The organism is Haloprofundus salilacus, assembly GCF_020150815.1.
Lineage (GTDB): Archaea > Halobacteriota > Halobacteria > Halobacteriales > Haloferacaceae > Haloprofundus > Haloprofundus salilacus.
Genome location: NZ_CP083723.1, coordinates 2,752,555 through 2,772,052, shown reverse-complemented (window position 1 = coordinate 2,772,052; position 19,498 = coordinate 2,752,555). Strand labels below are relative to the sequence as shown.

22 protein-coding genes are annotated in these 19,498 nt (G+C 66.4%); 14 read left to right on the top strand and 8 right to left on the bottom strand.

Going from position 1 to position 19,498, the window contains the following annotated elements; genetic code table 11:
• Nucleotides 1–233: 233 nt before the first annotated feature.
• Together LAQ58_RS14370 and LAQ58_RS14365 are read left to right on the top strand one after the other, a co-directional pair.
• A complete protein-coding gene (locus tag LAQ58_RS14370) occupies nt 234–1,244 on the top strand; it encodes an AAA family ATPase (RefSeq protein ID WP_224448132.1) in 1,011 nt (336 codons plus the stop codon).
• The gene (locus tag LAQ58_RS14365; protein ID WP_224448131.1) at nt 1,245–1,874 is read left to right on the top strand and encodes a protein sorting system archaetidylserine decarboxylase; all 630 of its coding nucleotides are present in this window, start codon (nt 1,245–1,247) and stop codon (nt 1,872–1,874) included.
• A 56-nt stretch (nt 1,875–1,930) separates the two neighbouring features.
• Here LAQ58_RS14365 and LAQ58_RS14360 read toward each other — a convergent pair whose 3' ends face one another.
• Entirely contained in the window at nt 1,931–2,893 is a 963-nt protein-coding gene (locus LAQ58_RS14360; protein WP_425490717.1) for a methyltransferase domain-containing protein, read from the bottom strand.
• Nucleotides 2,894–3,070: 177 nt separating this feature from the next.
• On the opposite strand from LAQ58_RS14360, the gene LAQ58_RS14355 reads away from it, so the two are divergent.
• Complete coding sequence (locus LAQ58_RS14355; protein WP_224448129.1) at nt 3,071–3,631, top strand: TATA-box-binding protein; 561 nt, start codon at nt 3,071–3,073, stop codon at nt 3,629–3,631.
• On the opposite strand, the gene LAQ58_RS14350 is transcribed toward LAQ58_RS14355, so the two are convergent.
• Nucleotides 3,632–4,147 (bottom strand): hypothetical protein, encoded by a 516-nt coding sequence (locus LAQ58_RS14350; protein ID WP_224448128.1) that lies wholly within the window; start codon nt 4,145–4,147, stop codon nt 3,632–3,634.
• A 140-nt stretch (nt 4,148–4,287) separates the two neighbouring features.
• On the opposite strand from LAQ58_RS14350, the gene LAQ58_RS14345 reads away from it, so the two are divergent.
• Both LAQ58_RS14345 and LAQ58_RS14340 read left to right on the top strand, forming a co-directional pair.
• A complete protein-coding gene (locus tag LAQ58_RS14345) occupies nt 4,288–4,659 on the top strand; it encodes a DUF7473 family protein (RefSeq protein ID WP_224448127.1) in 372 nt (123 codons plus the stop codon).
• Nucleotides 4,660–4,881: 222 nt separating this feature from the next.
• Entirely contained in the window at nt 4,882–5,862 is a 981-nt protein-coding gene (locus LAQ58_RS14340; protein WP_224448126.1) for a CPBP family intramembrane glutamic endopeptidase, read from the top strand.
• 33 nt (nt 5,863–5,895) lie between these two features.
• Here LAQ58_RS14340 and hisG read toward each other — a convergent pair whose 3' ends face one another.
• Together hisG and LAQ58_RS14330 are read right to left on the bottom strand one after the other, a co-directional pair.
• The gene (gene hisG / locus LAQ58_RS14335; RefSeq protein WP_224448125.1) at nt 5,896–6,753 is read right to left on the bottom strand and encodes an ATP phosphoribosyltransferase; all 858 of its coding nucleotides are present in this window, start codon (nt 6,751–6,753) and stop codon (nt 5,896–5,898) included.
• A 72-nt stretch (nt 6,754–6,825) separates the two neighbouring features.
• Nucleotides 6,826–7,212, bottom strand: a complete 387-nt coding sequence (locus LAQ58_RS14330) for a hypothetical protein (protein WP_224448124.1) — start codon at nt 7,210–7,212, stop codon at nt 6,826–6,828.
• A gap of 163 nt (nt 7,213–7,375) precedes the next feature.
• On the opposite strand from LAQ58_RS14330, the gene LAQ58_RS14325 reads away from it, so the two are divergent.
• Nucleotides 7,376–8,665 (top strand): amidohydrolase, encoded by a 1,290-nt coding sequence (locus LAQ58_RS14325; protein ID WP_224448123.1) that lies wholly within the window; start codon nt 7,376–7,378, stop codon nt 8,663–8,665.
• A gap of 147 nt (nt 8,666–8,812) precedes the next feature.
• Nucleotides 8,813–9,853 carry a hypothetical protein gene (locus LAQ58_RS14320; RefSeq protein WP_224448122.1) on the top strand — a complete coding sequence of 347 codons (1,041 nt, stop codon included), beginning with the start codon at nt 8,813–8,815 and terminating at the stop codon, nt 9,851–9,853.
• A 187-nt stretch (nt 9,854–10,040) separates the two neighbouring features.
• Here the strand turns inward: LAQ58_RS14320 and LAQ58_RS14315 are convergent, their stop codons facing one another.
• Nucleotides 10,041–10,196 (bottom strand): hypothetical protein, encoded by a 156-nt coding sequence (locus LAQ58_RS14315; RefSeq protein WP_224448121.1) that lies wholly within the window; start codon nt 10,194–10,196, stop codon nt 10,041–10,043.
• On the opposite strand from LAQ58_RS14315, the gene LAQ58_RS14310 reads away from it, so the two are divergent.
• Complete coding sequence (locus LAQ58_RS14310; protein ID WP_224448120.1) at nt 10,195–11,481, top strand: adenosylhomocysteinase; 1,287 nt, start codon at nt 10,195–10,197, stop codon at nt 11,479–11,481. The genes LAQ58_RS14315 and LAQ58_RS14310 overlap by 2 nt on opposite strands.
• Before the next feature lie 21 nt (nt 11,482–11,502).
• Here LAQ58_RS14310 and LAQ58_RS14305 read toward each other — a convergent pair whose 3' ends face one another.
• The gene (locus tag LAQ58_RS14305; protein ID WP_224448119.1) at nt 11,503–13,014 is read right to left on the bottom strand and encodes a PAS domain-containing sensor histidine kinase; all 1,512 of its coding nucleotides are present in this window, start codon (nt 13,012–13,014) and stop codon (nt 11,503–11,505) included.
• A gap of 136 nt (nt 13,015–13,150) precedes the next feature.
• On the opposite strand from LAQ58_RS14305, the gene LAQ58_RS14300 reads away from it, so the two are divergent.
• From LAQ58_RS14300 to LAQ58_RS14290, 3 genes are all read left to right on the top strand, one after another.
• Nucleotides 13,151–13,336, top strand: coding sequence for a hypothetical protein (locus LAQ58_RS14300; RefSeq protein ID WP_224448118.1), 186 nt, complete (start codon nt 13,151–13,153; stop codon nt 13,334–13,336).
• A gap of 32 nt (nt 13,337–13,368) precedes the next feature.
• Nucleotides 13,369–13,794 carry a Holliday junction resolvase Hjc gene (gene hjc / locus LAQ58_RS14295; protein ID WP_224448117.1) on the top strand — a complete coding sequence of 142 codons (426 nt, stop codon included), beginning with the start codon at nt 13,369–13,371 and terminating at the stop codon, nt 13,792–13,794.
• 438 nt (nt 13,795–14,232) lie between these two features.
• Entirely contained in the window at nt 14,233–14,406 is a 174-nt protein-coding gene (locus LAQ58_RS14290; RefSeq protein ID WP_224448116.1) for a hypothetical protein, read from the top strand.
• 117 nt (nt 14,407–14,523) lie between these two features.
• Here the strand turns inward: LAQ58_RS14290 and LAQ58_RS14285 are convergent, their stop codons facing one another.
• A complete protein-coding gene (locus LAQ58_RS14285; protein WP_224448115.1) occupies nt 14,524–15,225 on the bottom strand; it encodes an SWIM zinc finger family protein in 702 nt (233 codons plus the stop codon).
• A gap of 227 nt (nt 15,226–15,452) precedes the next feature.
• Here LAQ58_RS14285 and LAQ58_RS14280 point away from each other — a divergent pair, with 227 nt between their 5' ends.
• The gene (locus LAQ58_RS14280) at nt 15,453–15,650 is read left to right on the top strand and encodes a DUF7472 family protein (RefSeq protein ID WP_224448114.1); all 198 of its coding nucleotides are present in this window, start codon (nt 15,453–15,455) and stop codon (nt 15,648–15,650) included.
• Between the two features lie 45 nt (nt 15,651–15,695).
• Here the strand turns inward: LAQ58_RS14280 and LAQ58_RS14275 are convergent, their stop codons facing one another.
• A complete protein-coding gene (locus tag LAQ58_RS14275; protein WP_224448113.1) occupies nt 15,696–16,796 on the bottom strand; it encodes a DNA primase large subunit PriL in 1,101 nt (366 codons plus the stop codon).
• Between the two features lie 517 nt (nt 16,797–17,313).
• Between LAQ58_RS14275 and LAQ58_RS14270 the strand changes: the two genes are divergently transcribed.
• Together LAQ58_RS14270 and LAQ58_RS14265 are read left to right on the top strand one after the other, a co-directional pair.
• A complete protein-coding gene (locus tag LAQ58_RS14270) occupies nt 17,314–17,901 on the top strand; it encodes a DUF7474 family protein (RefSeq protein ID WP_224448112.1) in 588 nt (195 codons plus the stop codon).
• An 85-nt stretch (nt 17,902–17,986) separates the two neighbouring features.
• Nucleotides 17,987–19,390: an MFS transporter gene (locus tag LAQ58_RS14265; protein ID WP_224448111.1), complete on the top strand. Its 1,404-nt coding sequence runs from the start codon at nt 17,987–17,989 to the stop codon at nt 19,388–19,390.
• Nucleotides 19,391–19,498 lie beyond the last annotated feature (108 nt).

Below are 19,498 nucleotides of genomic sequence, written 5' to 3'. Positions count from 1 at the left end.
GAATCCGAAGCGACCGCTCGAAACCGAGACGTACGAGGGAGCGCAAGACAGTTTCCGGCGGCCGAGCCGAGAGCCTCACGAAGGAAGCCGAGAACCCGACCGCTGAGCACGCGGAACTGCAGAAACTCGAACGACGCGGCCAAATTCTCTCGAAGTCGGAGCGAATCACCTGTCGTTTCCGTTGACTGTTTGAACCGACCGATTCTTACGTCGTTGCCAACAATAACACGTCAATGAACGCCCCCCTGTGGACCGATGCCTACGCACCGGAACTCGCCGACCTCCCGCAGGCGGCGGTTCGCGACCGACTCGCCCGCACCGTCGACGAACCGATGAACCTCGTCGTCCAGGGACCGCCGGGCGCGGGGAAGACGGCGGCGGTTCGTGCGCTCGCCCGCGAAACGCACGAGGACGTAGAGAACGACCTCGTCGAGATAAACGTCGCCGACTTCTTCAATCGAACCAAGAAGGAACTCCGCGAGGACCCCCGGTTCGAGTCGTTTCTCGCGGGTCGCAGTCGGATGGCCAAGCGCGACATGATAAACCGCGTGCTCAAGGAATCGGCGAGTTACGCGCCCGTCTCCGGCGACTACAAGACCATCGTCCTCGACAACGCCGAGGCCATCCGCGAGGACTTCCAGCAGGCGCTTCGCCGCGTGATGGAACAGCACCACCGGACGACGCAGTTCGTCATCACGACCCGGCAACCGACCAAACTCATCCCGCCGATTCGGTCGCGCTGTTTCCCGGTACCGGTACGCGCGCCAACGACCGACGAGACGGTCGAGGTGCTGCAGCGCATCGTCGACGCCGAGGGAGTCGACTACGACGACGACGGCCTGGAGTACGTCGCCGGATACGCCGGCGGCGACCTCCGAAAGGCGATTCTCAGCGCACAGGCAACCGCCGTCGCCGCCGACGAGTTGACGATGAACGCGGCGTTCGAGACGCTCGGCGACGTCGGCGACGACGAGACGCTCCGCGGCGTGCTCGCCGACGCCGAGGCGGGCGAGTTCAAAAACGCCCGCAAGGCGGTCGACGACCTTCTGGGGGAGGGATACGGCGGACAGGAACTGCTCGGCGAACTGCTCCGCGTCGCCCGGACGGACTACAGCGGCGACAAACTCGCCCGCCTTCACCGCCTCGCTGGACAGGTCGATCTCGATTTGACGACGGGCACGGACGCGCGAATCCACGTCTGCCACTTGCTGACCGAGTGGTCGCCCGCGGGTGGGGCCGCATAGATGGTCTCACTCATCGGACGCCTCACGGCGGCGGTTCCGCGACAGTTCGCCCCGTCGATGCGGCGCTACGGGCTTCCGCCGGCGCTCCTGGCCCTGCCGCTTTCGGTTCTCGTCCCGCCGCTCGGTCTCCTCTGCGTCGGGGCGGCGCTGTTCGTCGTCTGGTTCTTCCGCGACCCCGACCGCGTCGCGCCCGAGTCGGGGTTCGTCTCGCCCGCCGACGGACGCGTCTCCGTGATTCGACGTGAGGGCGACCGGGTGCGCGTCGGCGTGTTCATGAACGTCACTGACGTCCACGTCAACCGCGCGCCCGCCGATGGAGACGTCGAGTCGGTGACTCACCGACCGGGGGCGCACAAACCGGCGTTCTCGAAGGATTCAATGCGAAACGAACGCGTCGATATCGACTGCGGCGAGTACGAAGTGTCGCTCATCGCGGGCGCGTTCGCCCGGCGCATCCACCCGTACGTCGAGGCGGGGACGACGTTCGAACGCGGGCAGCGCATCGGCCACATCGCCTTCGGCAGTCGCGCCGACGTGCTGTTGCCGGAACGGTTCGACGGGACCGATCTCTGCGTCGAGAAAGGTCAGCGCGTGCGGGCGGGTGAGACGGTCATCGCGCAGGAGTCGTGACGGACTCTCGGGAAGACGTAGCGCGTAGCGTCGGTGCGCCCTGACTCGACTGCGACCTACTCGTCTCGCAGTACGTGGACGTGCCTGACGAGCGACCGATGCACGCGCCGCTCGAACGTCGCGTCGACGGTCCATCCCGCATCTTCGGCTTCCTCGTGCCAGGAGCGGTCGGCGACGACGACGCCACGCGGGGCGACGCGGTGCGCCTCCTCGAGCGCACCCGAGACCAAATCGCGGAGCGTGTGTCTCGCAATCTTCGACTGTCGACCGTACGGCGCGTCGAAGACGACGCCGTCGACGGCGTCGTCGCGAAACGGCAAGGACGTGGCGTCGCCGCGGACGACGTGGGCGTCGCCGTCGACGTAGGCGTCGAGGTTCGTCCGCGCGCCGGCGGCCATCTTCGCCTGCGCGTCGACGCCGACGGGCGTCGCACCGACGAGTCCCGCCTCGATGAGCGTGCCGCCTGTGCCGCACATCGGGTCTAAAATCCTCGCGCCCGGTCTCGCCCCGGCGATGTTGGCGAACGCGCGGGCGTCCAGCGGCGCCATGCTCCCCGGTTGGAAGAACGGTCGGTCGGTCGGTCGCCTGCTCCCGTAGTCGCGGACGCTCTCGGCGAGCTGCCACCCCACGAAACAACGCTCGCCCGCAAAGACAACTCTGAGAACGTTGTCGGGGTCGTCGAGGTCGACGGCGTAACCGCGGTCGACCAGCACGCCGCCGAGTTCGCGCTCGGCTGCACTCGTCGAGATGCCGCTCTCGCCGCGAACGTCCCGGGCGCGGACGGCGACGGTCCCCTCCCGCGACAGCGACGCCGCTTCGAGGAGCGTCCGCGCGCTCTCGACGCTGGCGTCGGTGTGACCGAGCAGATCGCTCGCTCGGCGGGTGTAGGCGAGCGTTCTCGCGCGCGCCGCGTCGAGCGTTCGCGCGATGGCGACGCCGGGCGCGGCGAGATCCGGTTCTCCGGCCGCCGCGCGGGCCTCGTAGGCGGCGAACGCGTCGTCCTCGCCCGCGAGTTCCAGACAGTACACGGTCGAATCTGTCGGGGCCGACGTATGAGCGTGTCGAACGGTCAGAGTGAGCGTCTCTTCGGGTTCGACCCGCCGAGCGGCTCGATATCGCACGAACTCCTAGAAATCGAACCTATCAGCCTCTGCACCAACCTTTTTAAACCTTAAATACGATACTTAAACCGTTCCATGAGTGACCCCAAGGACACCATCAACATTGAGAACGTAGTTGCCTCCACGGGAATCGGGCAGGAACTCGACCTTCAGAGCGTCGCGATGGACCTGGAGGGGGCGGACTACGACCCCGAGCAGTTCCCGGGTCTCGTCTACCGCACCCAGAACCCGAAATCGGCCGCGCTCATCTTCCGATCGGGGAAAATCGTCTGCACGGGCGCGAAATCCACCGACGACGTCCACGAGAGTCTCGGCATCGTCTTCGACAAACTCCGCGAACTCCAGATACCCGTCGACGAGGACCCCGAGATAACCGTCCAGAACATTGTCACGAGCGCCGACCTCGGACGCAACCTCAATCTGAACGCCATCGCCATCGGTCTCGGTCTCGAGAACATCGAGTACGAACCCGAGCAGTTCCCGGGTCTCGTCTACCGCCTCGACGAACCGAAAGTCGTTGCGCTTCTCTTCGGCTCCGGCAAACTCGTCATCACGGGCGGCAAACAACCGGTCGACGCCGAACACGCTGTCGACAAGATCGTCAGTCGGCTCTCGGAACTCGGTCTTCTCGACTGATCACGTTTCGCTGACGCGACCGATGAGCGCCCAACGCGCTCGTCGCTCCCCGCTCGGCGTCACCTCTTCTGTCACGTGGTACACGTACGGCCCGTGCGGGCAGTCCTCGCAGTCGTTGCCACAGGGTTCGCGTTTAACGACTAGCGTGTAGCCGTCGCGGTCCTCGACGCGGACGAACTCCTCGCCGGGTTTCGGGTCGATGCGCGGCGCCGTTTTCCGCTGCACCTGCAGCAACTCCTGTCCGTAGACTACCGCCTCGCGGAGGTTCTCCGTCGAGAGCGCTCGAAGCGTCTCCGCCACCGCCGTCGGGAGGTTCTCCGGCGGGTTCGGTTCCTTCCTCTCGGCGTTCGGAGAACTCGGTTCCGCGTCGTTGTCGTCGTCGCGTTCGCTGCGTTCGTCGCGTCCGTTTCTGTCGTGCCCCTCGTGTCGGCCTCTGTCGCCTCCGTCTGCGTCGGTCTCTGGAGCACCGTCAGTCTCTGGTGTCTCATCGGTCTCCGTATCGCCATCGGTCGGCATACGGATGGTTCGGGAGCGACTCACAAAGTCGGTCGGTTGGTCGATCCGGTTCGCCTTTCGCCCATCGCGCCTGTCGTTCGGCGCTTTCATCGTCCGTCGCGTTCGGAAAACACCATACGGTCGGGGGTCGAAGCGCCCGCATGGTCGTTCCGCTGCAGACGACGCTCGGCAGTCCGGTCGCCATCGCCGGAACCGTCGGCCTGTTCGCGCTGTTTCTCTCGGTGACCGCCCACATCGCCGCCCGCAACGTCCTCGGCGACGTCGCCATCCGTAACGCCTTCGCCGTCGGTCCCCTTCCCGCCGTCGTCGCAGTTCTCGCAACGACGTTCGGCGTCTCGGCGGCACTGGCGCTCCCGGCGGCGCTCGCGCTCGACGCTGCCGCGGTGAGATATCTCTACGACCGGTCATGGCGGTTGACGGCCTACATCGTCGTCATCCACTTCGTCGTCACCGTCATCCTCGGGGCGCTCCTGTTCAGTCTGCTCGCGCTCTGGCAGAGCGCTCCGGGCTGACGGAACTCGCCGGATTCGCACCGAATCTCGGCCGCCCGCCCCGGGTTCTGACAGCAAACGAGCAGAACTCCGACGACGGATAGATACAAGTAGTACGTTCGTGAGCGTAAGAACGAATATGGACGTTCTTCGTCACTCGGTGCGGCGCTGGTTCGCCGCGAGACGGCCTCGTTTGGCGGTTTTCGCCGCTCCGACGGAGAGATCCGGGCGGGTGAACGTCCGGTGAACGGTCTCGTTCCGAAGATACTCTGGAATCTCGACGAACGACGCCTCCGCGCGCCGTGGCGCATTGCGGTGACGACGCTGCTCATCGTCGCTTTGACGGTCACCGGCTGGTTCGCGCTCGTCGCGTTCACCGCACCCGGGTCAGGAGGCGAGGCAGCCGTCGGCGACGGTCTCACCCGTCTCACCGAGTTCGCACCGCTCGTGCTCCTCGGCGCGGCGACTATCGCGGCCGTCTCGTTCAGCGGCACGTTCCTCGATCGGCGCTACTTCACGGATTTCGGGCTCCACGTCGACCGAGACTGGTGGACCGATCTCGGCGTCGGCTTCGGACTCGGAACCGCGCTGATGACGCTCGTCTTTCTGGTCGAGTACTCTGCCGGATGGGTGAGCGTCGAGGCGGTGTTCAGCGCCCCGCTCGAACTGCTCGTTCCGGAACTGCTGTTCTCGGTCGCGCTGTTCGTCTTCGTCGGCTTCCACGAGGAACTGCTGTTTCGCGGCTATCTCGTCACGAACCTCGCCGAGGGGTTGTTCGGTCACGCCGACTTCGACGCCGACAGGGCGGTCGGCGGCGCAATCGTCGCCTCGGCGGCCGTCTTCGCGCTACTCCACGCGACGAACCCGGGTGCCACCGTCGTCAGCACGCTCGGCGTCGGATTCGCGGGCGTACTGCTCGCGTTCGCCTACGTACTGACCGGCGAAATCGCGCTCCCGGTCGGCTTCCACGTCTCGTGGAACGTCTTTCAGGGGCCGGTGTTCGGCCTGCCGGTCAGCGGCGTCGACCCCACGGCGTCGCTTCTGGTGGTGAACCGCCACGGACCCAATCTCTACACTGGCGGCGTGTTCGGCCCCGAGGCGGGGTTGCTCGGCGTCTCCGCGCTCTCGATCGGCTGTCTGCTTGTCGCGGCGTGGACGAAGAGACGGTACGGCCGGGTGGTGCTCTACTCCGGACTCACCGAACCGGACCTCCGGCGGCGCTGAAGCGCCCGTCTGGTGGTCCCGTCTTCGACTGCGCTACTCGACCAGACGCTCGATTTCGGTGACGAGGATGTCCGACGCGCCGACCTCTCGGAGGTTGCCGATTGTCTCGAAGACCTCGCGCTCGTCGACGACGACGTGAACCGCGACGGTGGCGTCGTCGTCTGACTCGCCGGCGATGTCCATCACCGTCGGCCCGCCCATTCCGGGGATAACCTCGCGCACCTCGTCTAACCTCGACTTCGGCGCGTTCATCATCAGGTAGCGTTTGCCGTCGGCGGCGAGCACGGACTCGAACGCCGTCAGTACCTGCTGCACCTTCTCGTCGTCGGCCACGTCGGGCCGCGCGAACAGGCGGACCGAACTCGACAGCACCTCCTCGATGACGGCGAGGCGGTTGACGCGCAGCGTCGTCCCCGTGCTCGTGATGTCGACGATGGCGTCGGCCATCTCGACGTGCGGGGTTAGTTCAGTCGCGCCGGTCACTTCGACCACGTCGGCGTCGACGCCGCGCTTTTCGAAGAACGAGCGTGTGATGTGCGGGAACTCGGTGGCGACGGTCTTCCCCTCGATGTCGCCGACCGAGTGGATATCGCCGTCTTCGGGCGCGGCGAGGACGAGGCGACACTTCCCGAAGCCCAAATCCAGCAGGTCGGTGAGTTCGTGACCCGACTCGCGCGCCTGGTCGAGACCGGTGATTCCCATGTCGGCGGCGCCGTCGCGGACGTACCCCGGGATGTCGGCCGCGCGGACGAAGAGGACGGTCACGTCAGGGTCGACGGTCTCGGCGTACAGTTTCCGGGCGGCACCGTTCTCGACGTGGAGTCCGGCGCGCTCCAGAAGTTCCATCGACGGGTCGTGCAGTCGGCCCTTGTTGGGCACGGCGATTCGCATACCGGATGCTCGCACGCCCGGGAGAACTGTCTTTCCCTCCGGTGGCTGCGGTGGCCCCCGCCGCTCTAGTTGCTACCGCATCGCCGCGCCGACGACGAACCCTGTCGCGCCACAGACGACGCCCGCAACGACACCCGTGCTGGCAACAGTGGCGATGTCGACGCCGAGCGTCGGGTCGCCAGTCAGCGCGAGTTGGAGTCCAGAGGCGGGCGCGAGTCCGAGGACGACGCTCCCGAACAGGCCGCCGCCGTTAGTCGCGCTCAGCGCCGACGGGACCACCATCAGCGCGAGCGTGAGGAGCGTACCGGGGACGAGCAGCAGCGAGAACACGCCGAAACTCCGGCAGGCGATGACGCCGATGCACTCGGTGGTGAAGAGGAGGGGGATGAGGGCGAGCCACTCGACGGCGTCCTCGTCGCCGACGACGAGGCGATGGAGCGAGGACCTTGTGACGGCCATACGCCAACTATTTCATCAGAGCTGATAAGTTTTCCTCGAAGACAGTTTCCCCGGTGCCACGACTCGGCATCGGTCTCCAATGCGTTCATCGTTCGGAGCGCGGTCCGCGTCGGTCGCCGCGAAAACCGGTCCGCCTTTGGTCGCCTCCGGTGTAGCGAGACCCATGACGACGCTCCAGATCACCGGCGGGAAGGTACTCCGTCCGGATTTATCGGTCGTGCGCGGCGACGTACTGGTCGACACCGATTCGGGCGAGATTCTCGCCGTCGGCGACACCGAGAGCGGAGACGAGACGCTCGACGCCGAGGGCGGACTCGTGATGCCCGGTCTCGTCAACGCGCACACCCACGTACCGATGACGCTGCTCCGCGGCGTCGCCGACGACAAACCGCTCGAAACGTGGCTTCGCGAGGACATCTGGCCCGTCGAGGGCGCGTTCACCCTCGAGGACGTGCGCGTCGGCGCGGAACTGGCGATGGTGGAGATGATTCGCTCGGGGACGATCGGCTTCGCCGACATGTACTTCGACGTCCCCGAAATCGTGGACGTTGTCGACTCCGCGGGACTTCGCGCCCGCCTCGGCCACGGCGTCGTCACCGTCGGGAAGGACGACGAGGCGGCGCGGGCCGACATCGACGAGAGCCTCGACATCGCCGCCGAGTTCGACGGCGCAGCGGGGGGACGAATCTCGACGGCGTACATGCCGCACAGTCTCACGACCGTCGGCGAGGACGAACTCCGCGAGTCGGTCGCTCGCGCCCGCGACCTCGGAATCCCGGTCCACTACCACGCCAACGAGACGACCGACGAAGTCGACCCCATCGTCGACGAACGCGGCGAACGGCCCCTGAAGTACGCCGACGATCTCGGGATGCTCGGCGACGCTGACTTCGTGGCCCACGGCGTCCACGTCGACGACGCCGAAATCGACCTCCTCGCTGAGCGGGGGACGAGCGTGATTCACTGTCCGGCCTCGAACATGAAACTCGCGAGCGGCATCGCGCCGGTCCAGCGGATGCTCGACGCGGGGGTCTCGGTCGGGCTGGGTACCGACGGCGCGGCGTCGAACAACGATCTCGACCTGTTCGACGAGATGCGCGACGCGGCGATGGTCGGCAAACTCGCGGCCGACGATGCCAGCGCCGTCGCCGCCGAGACGGTCGTCGAGATGGCGACGCGGGGTGGCGCGAACGCGCTAGGCTTCGACTCCGGTCGACTCGAAGCGGGTGCGAACGCCGACCTCGTCGTCGTCGACTTCGACGCGCCGCATCTGACGCCCGCCCACGACCCCGTGAGTCACCTCGCCTACGCGGTTCGCGGCTCCGACGTGCGTCACACGGTCTGCGACGGCGAGGTGCTGATGCGGGACCGGAAGGTGCTCACGCTCGACGCCGCGGCGGTGATGCAGCGGGCGACCGAGCACGCCCGGGAGGCGCTCGACCGCGCCACGTAACCCTCCGCAGATTTATTCTCCGAACAACTAATAAACGACTAAGAGAGTCATTTGAACGGTTATAAACGGTTCTCGTCCGTTTTCAACGAATCGAACCGGGTGAACGACGACCCCCCTTTATCTCCTCGTCAGGATTCAACGAAATTGATGAGTTCGAAAAAAGTGACTCTCACGTTCGTATTGGTGCTGCTCTGCACGGCAGTCGCGCCGGGCGTTGCAGGCGCACTTGCGGCGGACGCACCCCTCGACGTGAACGTCGAACAGGATGACGACAGTGGCGAAGCGACGGTCACCGTGACGCAGAACGCGACCACGGTGCAGAACGCGACGGTCAACGTGACCACCGACGGCAACTACGCCGGCGTCGGCAACCACACGACCGACGAAAACGGGACCGTGATTCTCCCCGCCCCCAAGTCGGCCGTGAACGTGACGCTGAACGTCACCAACGATTCGCTCGCGGCGACCGAGTCCGTCGAACTCACGCCGTCGACCGGCGAAGGGCTCTCGGTGTCGGTCTCGCAGGGAGACGACGGCGAGGCCACGGTTTCGGTGACTGAGAACAGCACCGCCGTCAACAATACGACGGTCAACGTGGTCACCGACGGCAACTACTCGGGCGTCGGCAACTACACGACCGGCGAGAACGGCAGCGTCTCGCTGCCCGAGCCCGAGGAGAACGTCACCATCACCGTCACTGCGACGACCGACAACGACTCCGTGACCACGACGGCGACGCTCACCGTCGCCGACGACGAACCGATGTCGTTCGGCCAGCGAGTCTCCTCGTTCGTCCAGAGCATCCTCGGTGACGAGGACCGCGAGGGCGGCATCGGACAGATCGTCTCCGAGTACGTCCGCGGCAACAACCCCGGAAAAGCCGACGAGAACCGCCCCGACCACGCGGGTCCGCCCGAAGACAAGGGTCCGAACGCCGACCGCGGTAACCAGTCGAAGGCGGGCAACGGCAGCGGTAACGGCGCCGACAAGGGCGAGGACCATCCGGGCAACGCCAACGGGAAGAACGCCTCGGACGAATCCGGTGACGGCGACGACGTCGACACGAAGGATTCGGACGAAAAACGGGGCAACAACGGCAACGGTAACGGCAACGACTCGCCCGAAATCGACAACGGTCCCGCGGTAACGGGTCCGACCGTCTCCGACGACGAACACGCTAGCGCGTAACCCTCCAGCACGTCGGTTCGACGTTCCCGTACGCACGTCGCGTCGACGCTTCGCAGACGCAGACTCCCGCTGACACAGCAGTCCTCCCCGCCCGTCCCCGCTCTGGACGCAGCAACGCCGATTCGGCCCGACGGTCGGACTTTCTTTCGACGCTCCCGCCGAGAGCGGCCGCACCGCCACTCGTCTGTTACTCGCTCGCCCTCGTTCCGTCGTCGCTCGTTGCTCGTTCCGTCGGTGTCTGTCGCTCGTCGCTCCGCCCTCCCTCGTCGATTGCTCCGCGGACGCCGCCTTCCGTCTCCGTCTTCGGTATCGTTTTGGGCGCGGTGAGCAAAGCCTCTGCCATGAGTACGACGTACGCTCCCGTGAGCGAACATCTCGACGACGTCGATGCCGCCCGCGCGGAGGGTCGACGCAAGATGGACTGGGCGCTACAGCACATGCCGATTCTCACCGCGCTCCGCGAGGAGTACGAGGCCGAGAAACCGTTCGCGGGCCAGACCATCGGGATGGCGATGCACGTCGAGGCGAAGACGGCGAACCTCGTCGAATTGCTCGCCGACGGCGGCGCGGAGGTCGCCATCACCGGCTGCAACCCGCTGTCGACGCACGACGACGTGAGCGCGGCGCTCGACGCCCACGAGAACATCACCTCCTACGCCGTCCGCGGCGTCGACGACGAGGGCTACTACGCGGCCATCCACTCGGTCGTCTCCCACGACCCGACCATCACCGTCGACGACGGGATGGACATGGTGAAAGTCGTCCACGAGGAGTACCCCGAACTCATCGACTCGATCGTCGGCGGGTGCGAGGAGACCACCACGGGCGTCCACCGCCTGCGCGCGATGGACGCCGACGGCGAACTCAAGTACCCCGTGTTCGCCGTCAACGACACGCCGATGAAACGACTGTTCGACAACGTCCACGGTACCGGCGAGTCCTCGCTCGCCACCATCGCCATGACGACGAACCTCTCGTGGGCGGGCAAGAACGTCATCGTCGCGGGCTACGGCTACTGCGGGAAGGGCGTCGCGAAGAAAGCGAGCGGCCAGAACGCGAACGTCATCGTCACCGAGGTCGAACCGCGCCGAGCTCTCGAAGCGCACATGGAGGGGTACGAGGTGCTGCCGATGGCCGAAGCCGCCGAGAAAGCCGACGTGGTCCTCACCACAACGGGTAACCGCGACGTGGTCACCCGCGAGCACTTCGAGCGCATGAAAGACGGCGTCCTGCTGGCCAACGCGGGTCACTTCGACATCGAAGTGAACCTCGACGACCTCGACGACCTCGCGGTCGACCGCTACGAGGCCCGCGACGGCGTCGAGGCGTTCGAGATGGCGGACGGCCGCCGCCTCAACGTCATCGCCAAGGGTCGACTCGTCAACCTTGCCGCGCCCATCGCGCTCGGTCACCCCGTCGAAGTGATGGACCAGAGCTTCGGCGTACAGGCCGTCTGCGTGCGCGAACTCGTCGACAACGCCGACGCGTACGAGGCGGGTGTCCACGATGTCCCCGACGAACTCGACCGCCGCGTCGCCGAAATAAAACTCGACGCCGAGGGCGTCGAACACGACGCGCTCACCGACGAACAGCGCGAGTACATGGGTAGCTGGCAGCACGGGACGTAGAGCCCCGGGGAAGCGGCGGTTTTAGGCGGCGAGGGCGCCCGAGAACTCGAACCGGGCGCCGCCGTCTTCGCTCTCCGCGACGGTGACCGTCCAGCCGTGCGCTTCGGCGATGGTCGAGACGATAGCCAGCCCGAACCCGGTGCCGTCGTCGGCCGTCGAAAAGCCGTGTTCGAGCGCGTCGTCGCGCAGCTCCGGCGGGATGCCGGGACCGTCGTCGGCGACGAAGAAGCCCGGTCGGTCGTCGAGTCGGCCGACGGTCATCGATACGGTCGACCCGCCGTGTTCAACACTATTGCGAAGCAGGTTCTCCAGCAGTTGCCTGAGCCGAGACTCGTCGGCCGCGAGGACGAGGTCCGTCTCCACCGCCAGCGTCGCGTTGGGCGTGTCGATGCCGAACCACGCCGCCTCGGCGACCGTCGAGAGCGACACTGGGTTCGGCTCGCCAACTACTTTCCCCGCCCGTGCGAGGCTCAGTAGCTTCGACAACAGGTCGTCCATCTGTTCGATGGCCCGCGTCGCGGCGTCCAACCGCTCTAACTCGCCCGTCTCCCGCGCGAGTTCGACGTTACCCGCGACGACGTTCAGCGGGTTTCTGAGGTCGTGGGCGACGACCGAGGCGAACTCCTCAAGGCGCTCGTTCTGCTGACGGAGCGTCGCTTCGGTCTCGATTCGAGCGAGCGCCTCGGAGGCGTGTGTCAGCAGCAACTCCGCCAGTTCGAGGTCCGACTCGTCGAACGCGTTCGGCTCAGTGGCGACGGCCTGAAACACCGCGCTGTCGCCGAAGGGGACGCTCATGCCCGATCGGAACGTCTCCCTCGTCGGCTGCGTGTCCTCATCGTCGTCGACATCGCGGACCAGGTACGACTCTCCGGTGCGCAGCGTCTTGCCGACCAATCCCTCGTCGGGACGCATCGCGCGGACGTCGTCGCTCGTCGATCCGGACGACTGCACCCGCGGGACGACCAGGCCGTCCTCCAACACGCCGACGTAACACCGTTCGAACTCCAGCACCTCCTCGGCGGCGGTCACCGTTCGTTCGTACACCGCATCCGGGGAGTCACTGGCTTCGAGGTCGCTCGCCACGCCGTGAAGCGTCTCTATCGTCCGCTGCCGCGCTTCGAGCGCGCGCTGCGCCCCGACGCGGTCGGTGACGTCCCGCCCCTGGGCGATGATCGAGACGACCGACCCGGCGTCGTCTCGGACCGGTTGCAGCGAGACGTCGAGGTGGACCCGTTCGCCGCCCGCTCCGACGTTCGTTGCCTCGAACCGTACGAACTCCCCGTCGGCGGCTCGTCCGACCTGCCGCTGCAACCCCGCCGCCTGCGCCTCGTCGTGCGACCACCACGGTGTCTCCCAGAACAGTTCGTCACTCACCGCCGCCGCGTTGACGTCGCCGAACGACAGCGCCGTCTCGTTGACCCGGCGGAGTCGCCCCTCCGGCGTCAACACGCCGATGAACGAGGTGGGGTCGTCGAACATCGCCTCGAATCGCCACGCCCCCTCTCGCGCGGATTCGTCCGTACCCTCAGCCATAGCGTCGCTCAGGACCCGGAGACTATCACTCTGGCCTTTCGCGGCCGGGAGTCCGGCGTCAGCGTCCCGACAGCCGTTCGGCGCGCTGTGCGCCGGGAGACAGAAGGCCTATAGTGAGTCTCGGGAACCGCCGGGCATGGACGTAGACGAGGAGTACTCCTTGCCAATCGCGCTCTTCATGCTCGCCAGTGTCGCGAACATCGCGCTCGGCGTCTCGGTTCTCGCCATCGCGTGGTTCGCCGTCGGAATCGCTTTCGTCGTCGTCGCGGTGCTCTCCGGCGGCGACGCCGACCCAATCGCCGACCTGACGCGGCGGACGTAGCCTTTTTACGGCGATTCCGCACAGAACACACCATGTCTAACGCGAAAGGTGACCGTCGCGAGCGCGAACTCGTCAACAGACTCGACGAGGCGGGCTTCGCGGTGATGCGCGCGCCCGCGAGCGGCGGCGCGACGACCCGCGAACTCCCCGACGTACTCGCCGGCAACGGCGACCTGTTCTACGCCATCGAGGCGAAGTCGAGCGCGGGCGACCCCATCTATCTCACCGGCGAGGAGGTCGAGGCACTCATCTTCTTCGCCCGAAACTTCGGCGCGAAAGCGCGCATTGCAGTCCGCTTCGACCGCGAGGACTGGTACTTCTTCCACCCCGGCGACCTCTACGTCACCGACGGCGGAAACTATCGAGTGAAGAAGGAGACGGCGCTGGCCGACGGCGAGGACTTCGCGGAGTTCGTCGGCGAGTCGGCGAAGACGACGCTCGGCGACGCCGAATCCTGATTGGGGGTTGCTCGACGCGCTCGGGGTTTTCTTTTCGTTCTCTCTTTCTCGTTGCTGTCGCTTTCGGTTCGACAGTTCGACGGGTTATCTCGGCGTACCTTTCTCTCAACCGTCGGCAAGACGGAATCGTTTCGACAGGTCACAATTGTTATATGACTTAGCGGTAGATTACTGTATTATATTCGTATGCCTCAGAGACGAACAGTTCTCAAAGCGAGCGGCGTCATCGGTAGTGCCGGACTACTCGGTTTGAGCTCGCTTTTCTTCCGGACTCGTCTCTACGACGTTCGGGTTGTCAGTCGGCGGTCAGAGTCGGTCAGCGTAGACCTTCGGCTGGATGCGAACGGCGAGAAGGTTTTTCGCTCGACAGTCGACTTACGACCGGGCGAACAGATTCATCTGCCGTGCGACTGGCCACGGTCGGCGTGGTCCTACCAGATGGCTGTCCGTCTTCCGGAGGACGATACGTGGCACGCCATCACGTGGGACGAGAACGGACAGGTTTGCAAGAAGATAGGGATCCACGAGGTCGGTGTAGGGTATGGACCGGTGTCGTTCTACGAGGCGAGTGACTGCCCGACGGCACTCGATCACAACTCGTGCGACCGCTGACAGAGTAGGTACCGCCAGCGTCTCGCTGGACTCGGCTCTCTCGACGGGTGGGAACGCCAGCGATTCAACTCTCTCGGTCGGGTACGAGTGGGGACAGAAGTCGCATCGCTACCGCAGCTACGCTTCCGCGAGCGGCAGCTGCGACTGGAAGCCGTCGGGTCGCGGTCGGTCGGTCTGCTCGCGGTCGACATGGCGGAGTCGCGACGCCGGGAAACTGTACCGGCGAGCGCGGTCGAACTCTAGTTCGCCGTCGACGGCCCGAACGGAACCGAGGTAGACAGCCTCGACCACGGGTTCGTGGTCGCCGTAGTCGGCGTTGGTCTCGTAGTCGGCGACGGTGCGGCCGGCGCCGTCCTCGACGACGACTTCGTCGGCCCGGCGGTGGACGACGTTGGTGACGACGAGCGCCGACCCGCTCTCGCGGTCGCGGACGAACTCGCCGCTCTCGAAGTCGTGGTCGGCGCAGAGTTGCGGGCCGGTCGCCTCGAACGGGACGAACACCCGGCGGCCGCAGACAGCGCAGACGGAGCGCCGTTCGGTAGGCGCGGGTTGGCGTCGTTCGTTCACCTCGATGGCGACGCGGCGCAGGTGTTTGCAGCGCGCGCCACGGATGGCGTAGTCGGGACAGGTGCACGACCGCGCTTCGAGGTCGACGACGTACGTTCCGCTGTCGGTCTCGACGACGTAGCGGCGGTCGCGGAGCGGTCGGACGGCCATCGGGTCGGCGCGGGCACGCAGCGACCGACCCTCGTAGCCGTCAGCTGGCAGTGTGGTCTTTCGGGTCGCGGATGACGCGAGTGCGTTTCGTGAGTGCGTCATGAGTTATTCACTGGGGCGTGGGCGGCACTCCCCGTGGATATAGAGAGGGTCCGAACGTACCTAAACCTTCGGCTAGTGCGTTCGAAACGCCAGAATTCGGCAAAATTGGGTGGTCAAAACCGGCGGCGTTTCGGGGGCGTTTCGGGACCCGAAGCGGGACCGACCGGCGCGCGCTCCGGGAGAACGGCATCGAAGATGTTTTACTCCGTTCGCGGGAAGCCAGCGCCATGGAACTCGATGGGGAGACGCTGCGTGAAATCGTCGTCTCCGTTGTCGCCGTCAGCCTCTTCATCGTCGCCGTCGTCGTGATCGGCACGAACTACGGCGGCTCGAACCTCGACCCGACCGGCGGACTCGCGCTCGTCGCAAGTATCGCGCTGTTCGTCGTGCTGATGGCTCTCGTCGGCGTCTTTCTCTCGCGGTAGGCGGCGACGCCGTCTCCCGCTCGGTCTCTCGTCCGTCCAGAGGAATCAGTCGGCGGTGTTCGTCCCGCGCGCCCCGCTCTCGCCGTCGTCGTCAAGCGCCCGCGCGTAGTACGCCATCGGGTGCGTAATCGTCTCGCAGCGCTCGTCTCTGTTCACGCAGTCGTCGTAGGCGGCCATCGTCGCGCACGACGGCGGCGCGTACTGCGTCCCCGCGTCGTCGCGGAGATACTCCGTCTGGTAGCGAATCTCCTCCTCGTCGAGCGCCGTCTCGCGGTAGACGGCGACGATCTCGTCGGTGTCCATCCCGATGCCCGTGAGGAAGGCGGTGAGCGCGAACCGCGAGTGGTGGTCTAACTCCGCGCCGCGCCCAGCGCGTTCGAGCAGGTGTTTCATGCACGGCGGAAAGAGCTCGGGAACGACGGTGTCGATGCGCCCGACGGGCTTCCGGTCGGCCAGCAGTCCCCGCAGCGAGTCGATCTCCGCGTCGAGCGCCTCGGCGATGGCGTCGTCGCCGACGACGAACGGAAGCCCCTCGGCCACCCGACGGCGCACCGCCTCGCGGAGCAGTTCGTACAGTTCCTCGCGGACGATTCGGACCTCGCCGTCGGCGACTTCCCGGTTGACGAGCCGCCAGTTCTCGCCCCAGTCGGGGGTCGAGAGCGTGAGATACGTCCCGAGCGCGACGCGGTAGGCGTCGGTTTTGCGAGTCCGCGCCGACGTCGCCTGCGCGCCGTCCTCGGGCCGTACGTCGTCGGTCAAGCCGAACTCGACGAGGAAGTCGTCGAGCTCGACGGTGGTCGTTCCGGTGCTCTTGAGACCGTCGTCGTCCGCCACGAAATCCTCCGTGAAGCGCTCGTACGCTGTCGTCGCCTCCGCGTGGGCGTACTTGCGGACGGCGGCGGGGGCGTCGATGAGCGAGACGAGGATTCGCGCGACGGGGTAGGAGAGCAGTTCGTCGCGGGTCGACCACTCGCCGGGCGTCTCGCTCTCGACGGTGCCGGCCATCAGCGCGCGCTCGACGCGTTCGAGGCCGCGGGAGACGGCGGGGTCGTCGGTGGTGACGAGTTCACCGAGTTCCACGTCCGACTCGCCGACGGCCTCCCTGGCGGCCGCAAAGAACGGGTAGCGGGCGTGGCGCGCGTTCATGGAGCGTACGGTTTTCGGTAGGTATGGATAAATACGGCGGTTGGCTGGCGGGCTCGGGTGAGCGTTAGAAGCGGAGCGTCGAGAGGACGGTCCGAAGTAGACTCCTGCTGCCGGGCGCACCGAGACGCCTCACCCTCCCCAGCCGACTCCTTCGCTCGCGCCGTGGCGCTCGTTCAGTTGCCCTCGCGCATCTGTCGGGCGGACGGAACTGCCCTCCGACGCGCGTCGGCGCGCCGTCTCGTCGGCGTCTGCGCAACGAAATGAAGTGCAGGCTCGGGAGAGCAACGCTCTCCCGGCGCGAGAGGCGTGCGAGAGAGTCGGCGACGCTCGTGTCGCCGACGAGGCTGGGGAGGGCTGAGGCGGCGGTGCGGTCGTCTCGGTGCGCCCGGCAGTCGAGGTCTCCTGCCCGATTTCCTCCTGCTCGATTCCTTCTACACTTGCGCGCCGTTCAAACCCATCTCACGCAACCGCCAACCGCGAAACCTAAGACCACCGACCGAAAAACACGCTCCAGACCGTGCCACGCTTCGACTACCCCTGTCCGGGCTGTCTCACCACCAACAGCCTCCACGACGCCGACTGCCGGTTCGAGGGCACGGCGTGGCCCGAGGTGGAGAAAGCCTACACCGACATCGTCTCGCTGCTCTCCGCGGGACCGAAACGCGAGGATGACCTCCCCGACGCCGTCCACGGCGAGTGGGGACCGCTGCACGTCGCCGCGCTCGACCGCCTGAAGTACGACGAACGACTGCAGGAAGAAGACGGCCGCCTCGAACTGCTCACCGCCGCCGAGTACAAGGAGATGGTGTCTGAGCCAACTCGCGAACCCATGCTGACCATCTATCGAAAGGGGAGCTACCCCGGCTGTCACGACAACGCCGTCTTCGCGATGATTGCCTGGTACGAGATGGTCGGCCTCTCGTGGGCCGAGACGAAGGAGAACGTCGTTGCGTGGCTCCGCGAGAGCGGCACGTGGGACCGCGGCGGCTTCGAGGAGGCATCGCCCGAACAGCTCGTCGAGAGCAAGCGCCACGTCTACGAGGCAGGCTACGGCTGGAAGGAGAAAGCTCAAGCAGCCAAGCACGTCATCGAGCGGCACGGCTGAGTAGCTCGGCCGCGCTCGAACCTCCCGGCTCTTCGGATTCCCGGCCACGATAGAGTTAGGCCCGAAGAGACCCACTCTCCCCACAATGAGTACACCTCGGTCAGCGACGGCGACAGACGCCGTTCGGAATCCGCGACGGGCGCTCGCCACCGTCGTCGCCGTCGTCTTCGTCGACCTGCTCGGTTTCGGGGTGGTCATCCCTATTCTGCCGTTCTACGTCCGGAGCTTCGGCGTCAGCGACGTGTTTATCGGCCTGCTCGCCGCCTCCTACTCGGTGATGCAGTTCGGCTTCGCGCCGTTTCTCGGCCGCCTCTCCGACCAGCGAGGTCGCCGCCCGGTCATCATGCTCTCGCTGGCCGGCAGCGCCGTCGCGTGGACCATCTTCGGCCTCGCGGCGGAGTTCTCCTCGCTGTTCGGCGTCGCCGCGGGCGTTGCTGTGCTGTTTGTCTCCCGGATGGTCGCCGGAGCGATGGGCGGAAACATCGCCGCCGCGCAGGCGTACATCGCCGACATCACACCCGCGGAGCGCCGCGCCGAGGCGCTGGGTCTCGTCGGCGCGTCGTTCGCACTCGGCTTCGTCTTCGGTCCTGCCATCGGCGGCCTGTTCGCCAGCGACGCTGTCGTCGCCGTCGCCCGGGACGTGTTCCCGGCGTTCGTCCCCGCGACGCCGTTCTCACTGCCGAGTTTCGCCGCCGCCGGACTCAGTCTGACGAGTCTCGCTTTCGCCGCTGCGTTCCTCGAAGAACCGGCACGGAGCCGCGGCACCGCCCCGCGAACGACGCTTGTCTCGCAGTTCGCCGACGCGCTCCGCGACCCGAGGCTCCGCGGACTCGTCGTCGCATTTTTCCTCGTCTCCGTCGCCTTCTCGGGCATCCAGGTGATGTTCATCCCCTTCGCGGCCGACGTCTACGGCTATCAGGAGACGCAGACCGCGTTCCTGCTCACCTACATCGGTGTGCTGGGCGTGTTCAACCAGGGCCTGCTCGTCGGGCGTCTCTCGCGGCGCTACCGCGACTCGTCCATCGCCGTCGCCGGCGCGGTGATTCTGCTCGTCGCGCTCGCGGCGATTCCGTTCTCGCCCGAACTCGGCGGTCTGCTCCCGGCGCTCGGCGGCCCGGCGTATCTCACACCGGCGCTCCTAGCCCTACTCGTGGTCCTCGCGCTGCTCTCGCTCGGCAACAGTCTGCTGAACGTCGCGCTGACGACGCTCGTCTCGAAGGCGACGAGTGCAGAGACCCAAGGAAGTGCGTTCGGCGTCACGCAGGGGGCCGGGAGCTTGGGCCGCACCGTCGGTCCGCCCGCGATGGCGGCGCTGTACGTCTTCACTTACTGGTCGCCGTTCGTCGCGGGCGCGCTGCTTGTGCTGCCGATTCTGGCGATACTCCTGGGTATCGCCCGGAGGAGATTCGACGCGTCGGCAGACGTTGACGCGGCAGAAGGCCCGCTCCCGCCGAGCGAAACCGACGGTGGCGAGGGTAGTGACAGATGAGGGTGGCGACTGGTGAGAGGGGTAGTGGATGAGAGGTGATAGATCAGAGAGAGGGAACAGATATGAGCGGTGATCGGTACCGAAGCGACGGCCGAAACGAGGAGAAAA

Excerpts from the sequence above, each read along its gene's own strand:
- LAQ58_RS14370 (WP_224448132.1), top strand. The coding sequence starts at position 234 with ATGAACGCCCCCCTGTGGACCGATGCCTACGCACCGGAACTCGCCGAC.
- LAQ58_RS14365 (WP_224448131.1), top strand. The coding sequence starts at position 1,245 with ATGGTCTCACTCATCGGACGCCTCACGGCGGCGGTTCCGCGACAGTTC.
- LAQ58_RS14355 (WP_224448129.1), top strand. The coding sequence starts at position 3,071 with ATGAGTGACCCCAAGGACACCATCAACATTGAGAACGTAGTTGCCTCC.
- LAQ58_RS14350 (WP_224448128.1), bottom strand. The coding sequence starts at position 4,147 with ATGCCGACCGATGGCGATACGGAGACCGATGAGACACCAGAGACTGAC.
- LAQ58_RS14345 (WP_224448127.1), top strand. The coding sequence starts at position 4,288 with ATGGTCGTTCCGCTGCAGACGACGCTCGGCAGTCCGGTCGCCATCGCC.
- hisG (WP_224448125.1), bottom strand. The coding sequence starts at position 6,753 with ATGCGAATCGCCGTGCCCAACAAGGGCCGACTGCACGACCCGTCGATG.
- LAQ58_RS14330 (WP_224448124.1), bottom strand. The coding sequence starts at position 7,212 with ATGGCCGTCACAAGGTCCTCGCTCCATCGCCTCGTCGTCGGCGACGAG.
- LAQ58_RS14325 (WP_224448123.1), top strand. The coding sequence starts at position 7,376 with ATGACGACGCTCCAGATCACCGGCGGGAAGGTACTCCGTCCGGATTTA.
- LAQ58_RS14320 (WP_224448122.1), top strand. The coding sequence starts at position 8,813 with ATGAGTTCGAAAAAAGTGACTCTCACGTTCGTATTGGTGCTGCTCTGC.
- LAQ58_RS14310 (WP_224448120.1), top strand. The coding sequence starts at position 10,195 with ATGAGTACGACGTACGCTCCCGTGAGCGAACATCTCGACGACGTCGAT.
- LAQ58_RS14315 (WP_224448121.1), bottom strand. The coding sequence starts at position 10,196 with ATGGCAGAGGCTTTGCTCACCGCGCCCAAAACGATACCGAAGACGGAG.
- LAQ58_RS14305 (WP_224448119.1), bottom strand. The coding sequence starts at position 13,014 with ATGGCTGAGGGTACGGACGAATCCGCGCGAGAGGGGGCGTGGCGATTC.
- LAQ58_RS14300 (WP_224448118.1), top strand. The coding sequence starts at position 13,151 with ATGGACGTAGACGAGGAGTACTCCTTGCCAATCGCGCTCTTCATGCTC.
- hjc (WP_224448117.1), top strand. The coding sequence starts at position 13,369 with ATGTCTAACGCGAAAGGTGACCGTCGCGAGCGCGAACTCGTCAACAGA.
- LAQ58_RS14290 (WP_224448116.1), top strand. The coding sequence starts at position 14,233 with ATGGCTGTCCGTCTTCCGGAGGACGATACGTGGCACGCCATCACGTGG.
- LAQ58_RS14285 (WP_224448115.1), bottom strand. The coding sequence starts at position 15,225 with ATGACGCACTCACGAAACGCACTCGCGTCATCCGCGACCCGAAAGACC.
- LAQ58_RS14280 (WP_224448114.1), top strand. The coding sequence starts at position 15,453 with ATGGAACTCGATGGGGAGACGCTGCGTGAAATCGTCGTCTCCGTTGTC.
- LAQ58_RS14275 (WP_224448113.1), bottom strand. The coding sequence starts at position 16,796 with ATGAACGCGCGCCACGCCCGCTACCCGTTCTTTGCGGCCGCCAGGGAG.
- LAQ58_RS14265 (WP_224448111.1), top strand. The coding sequence starts at position 17,987 with ATGAGTACACCTCGGTCAGCGACGGCGACAGACGCCGTTCGGAATCCG.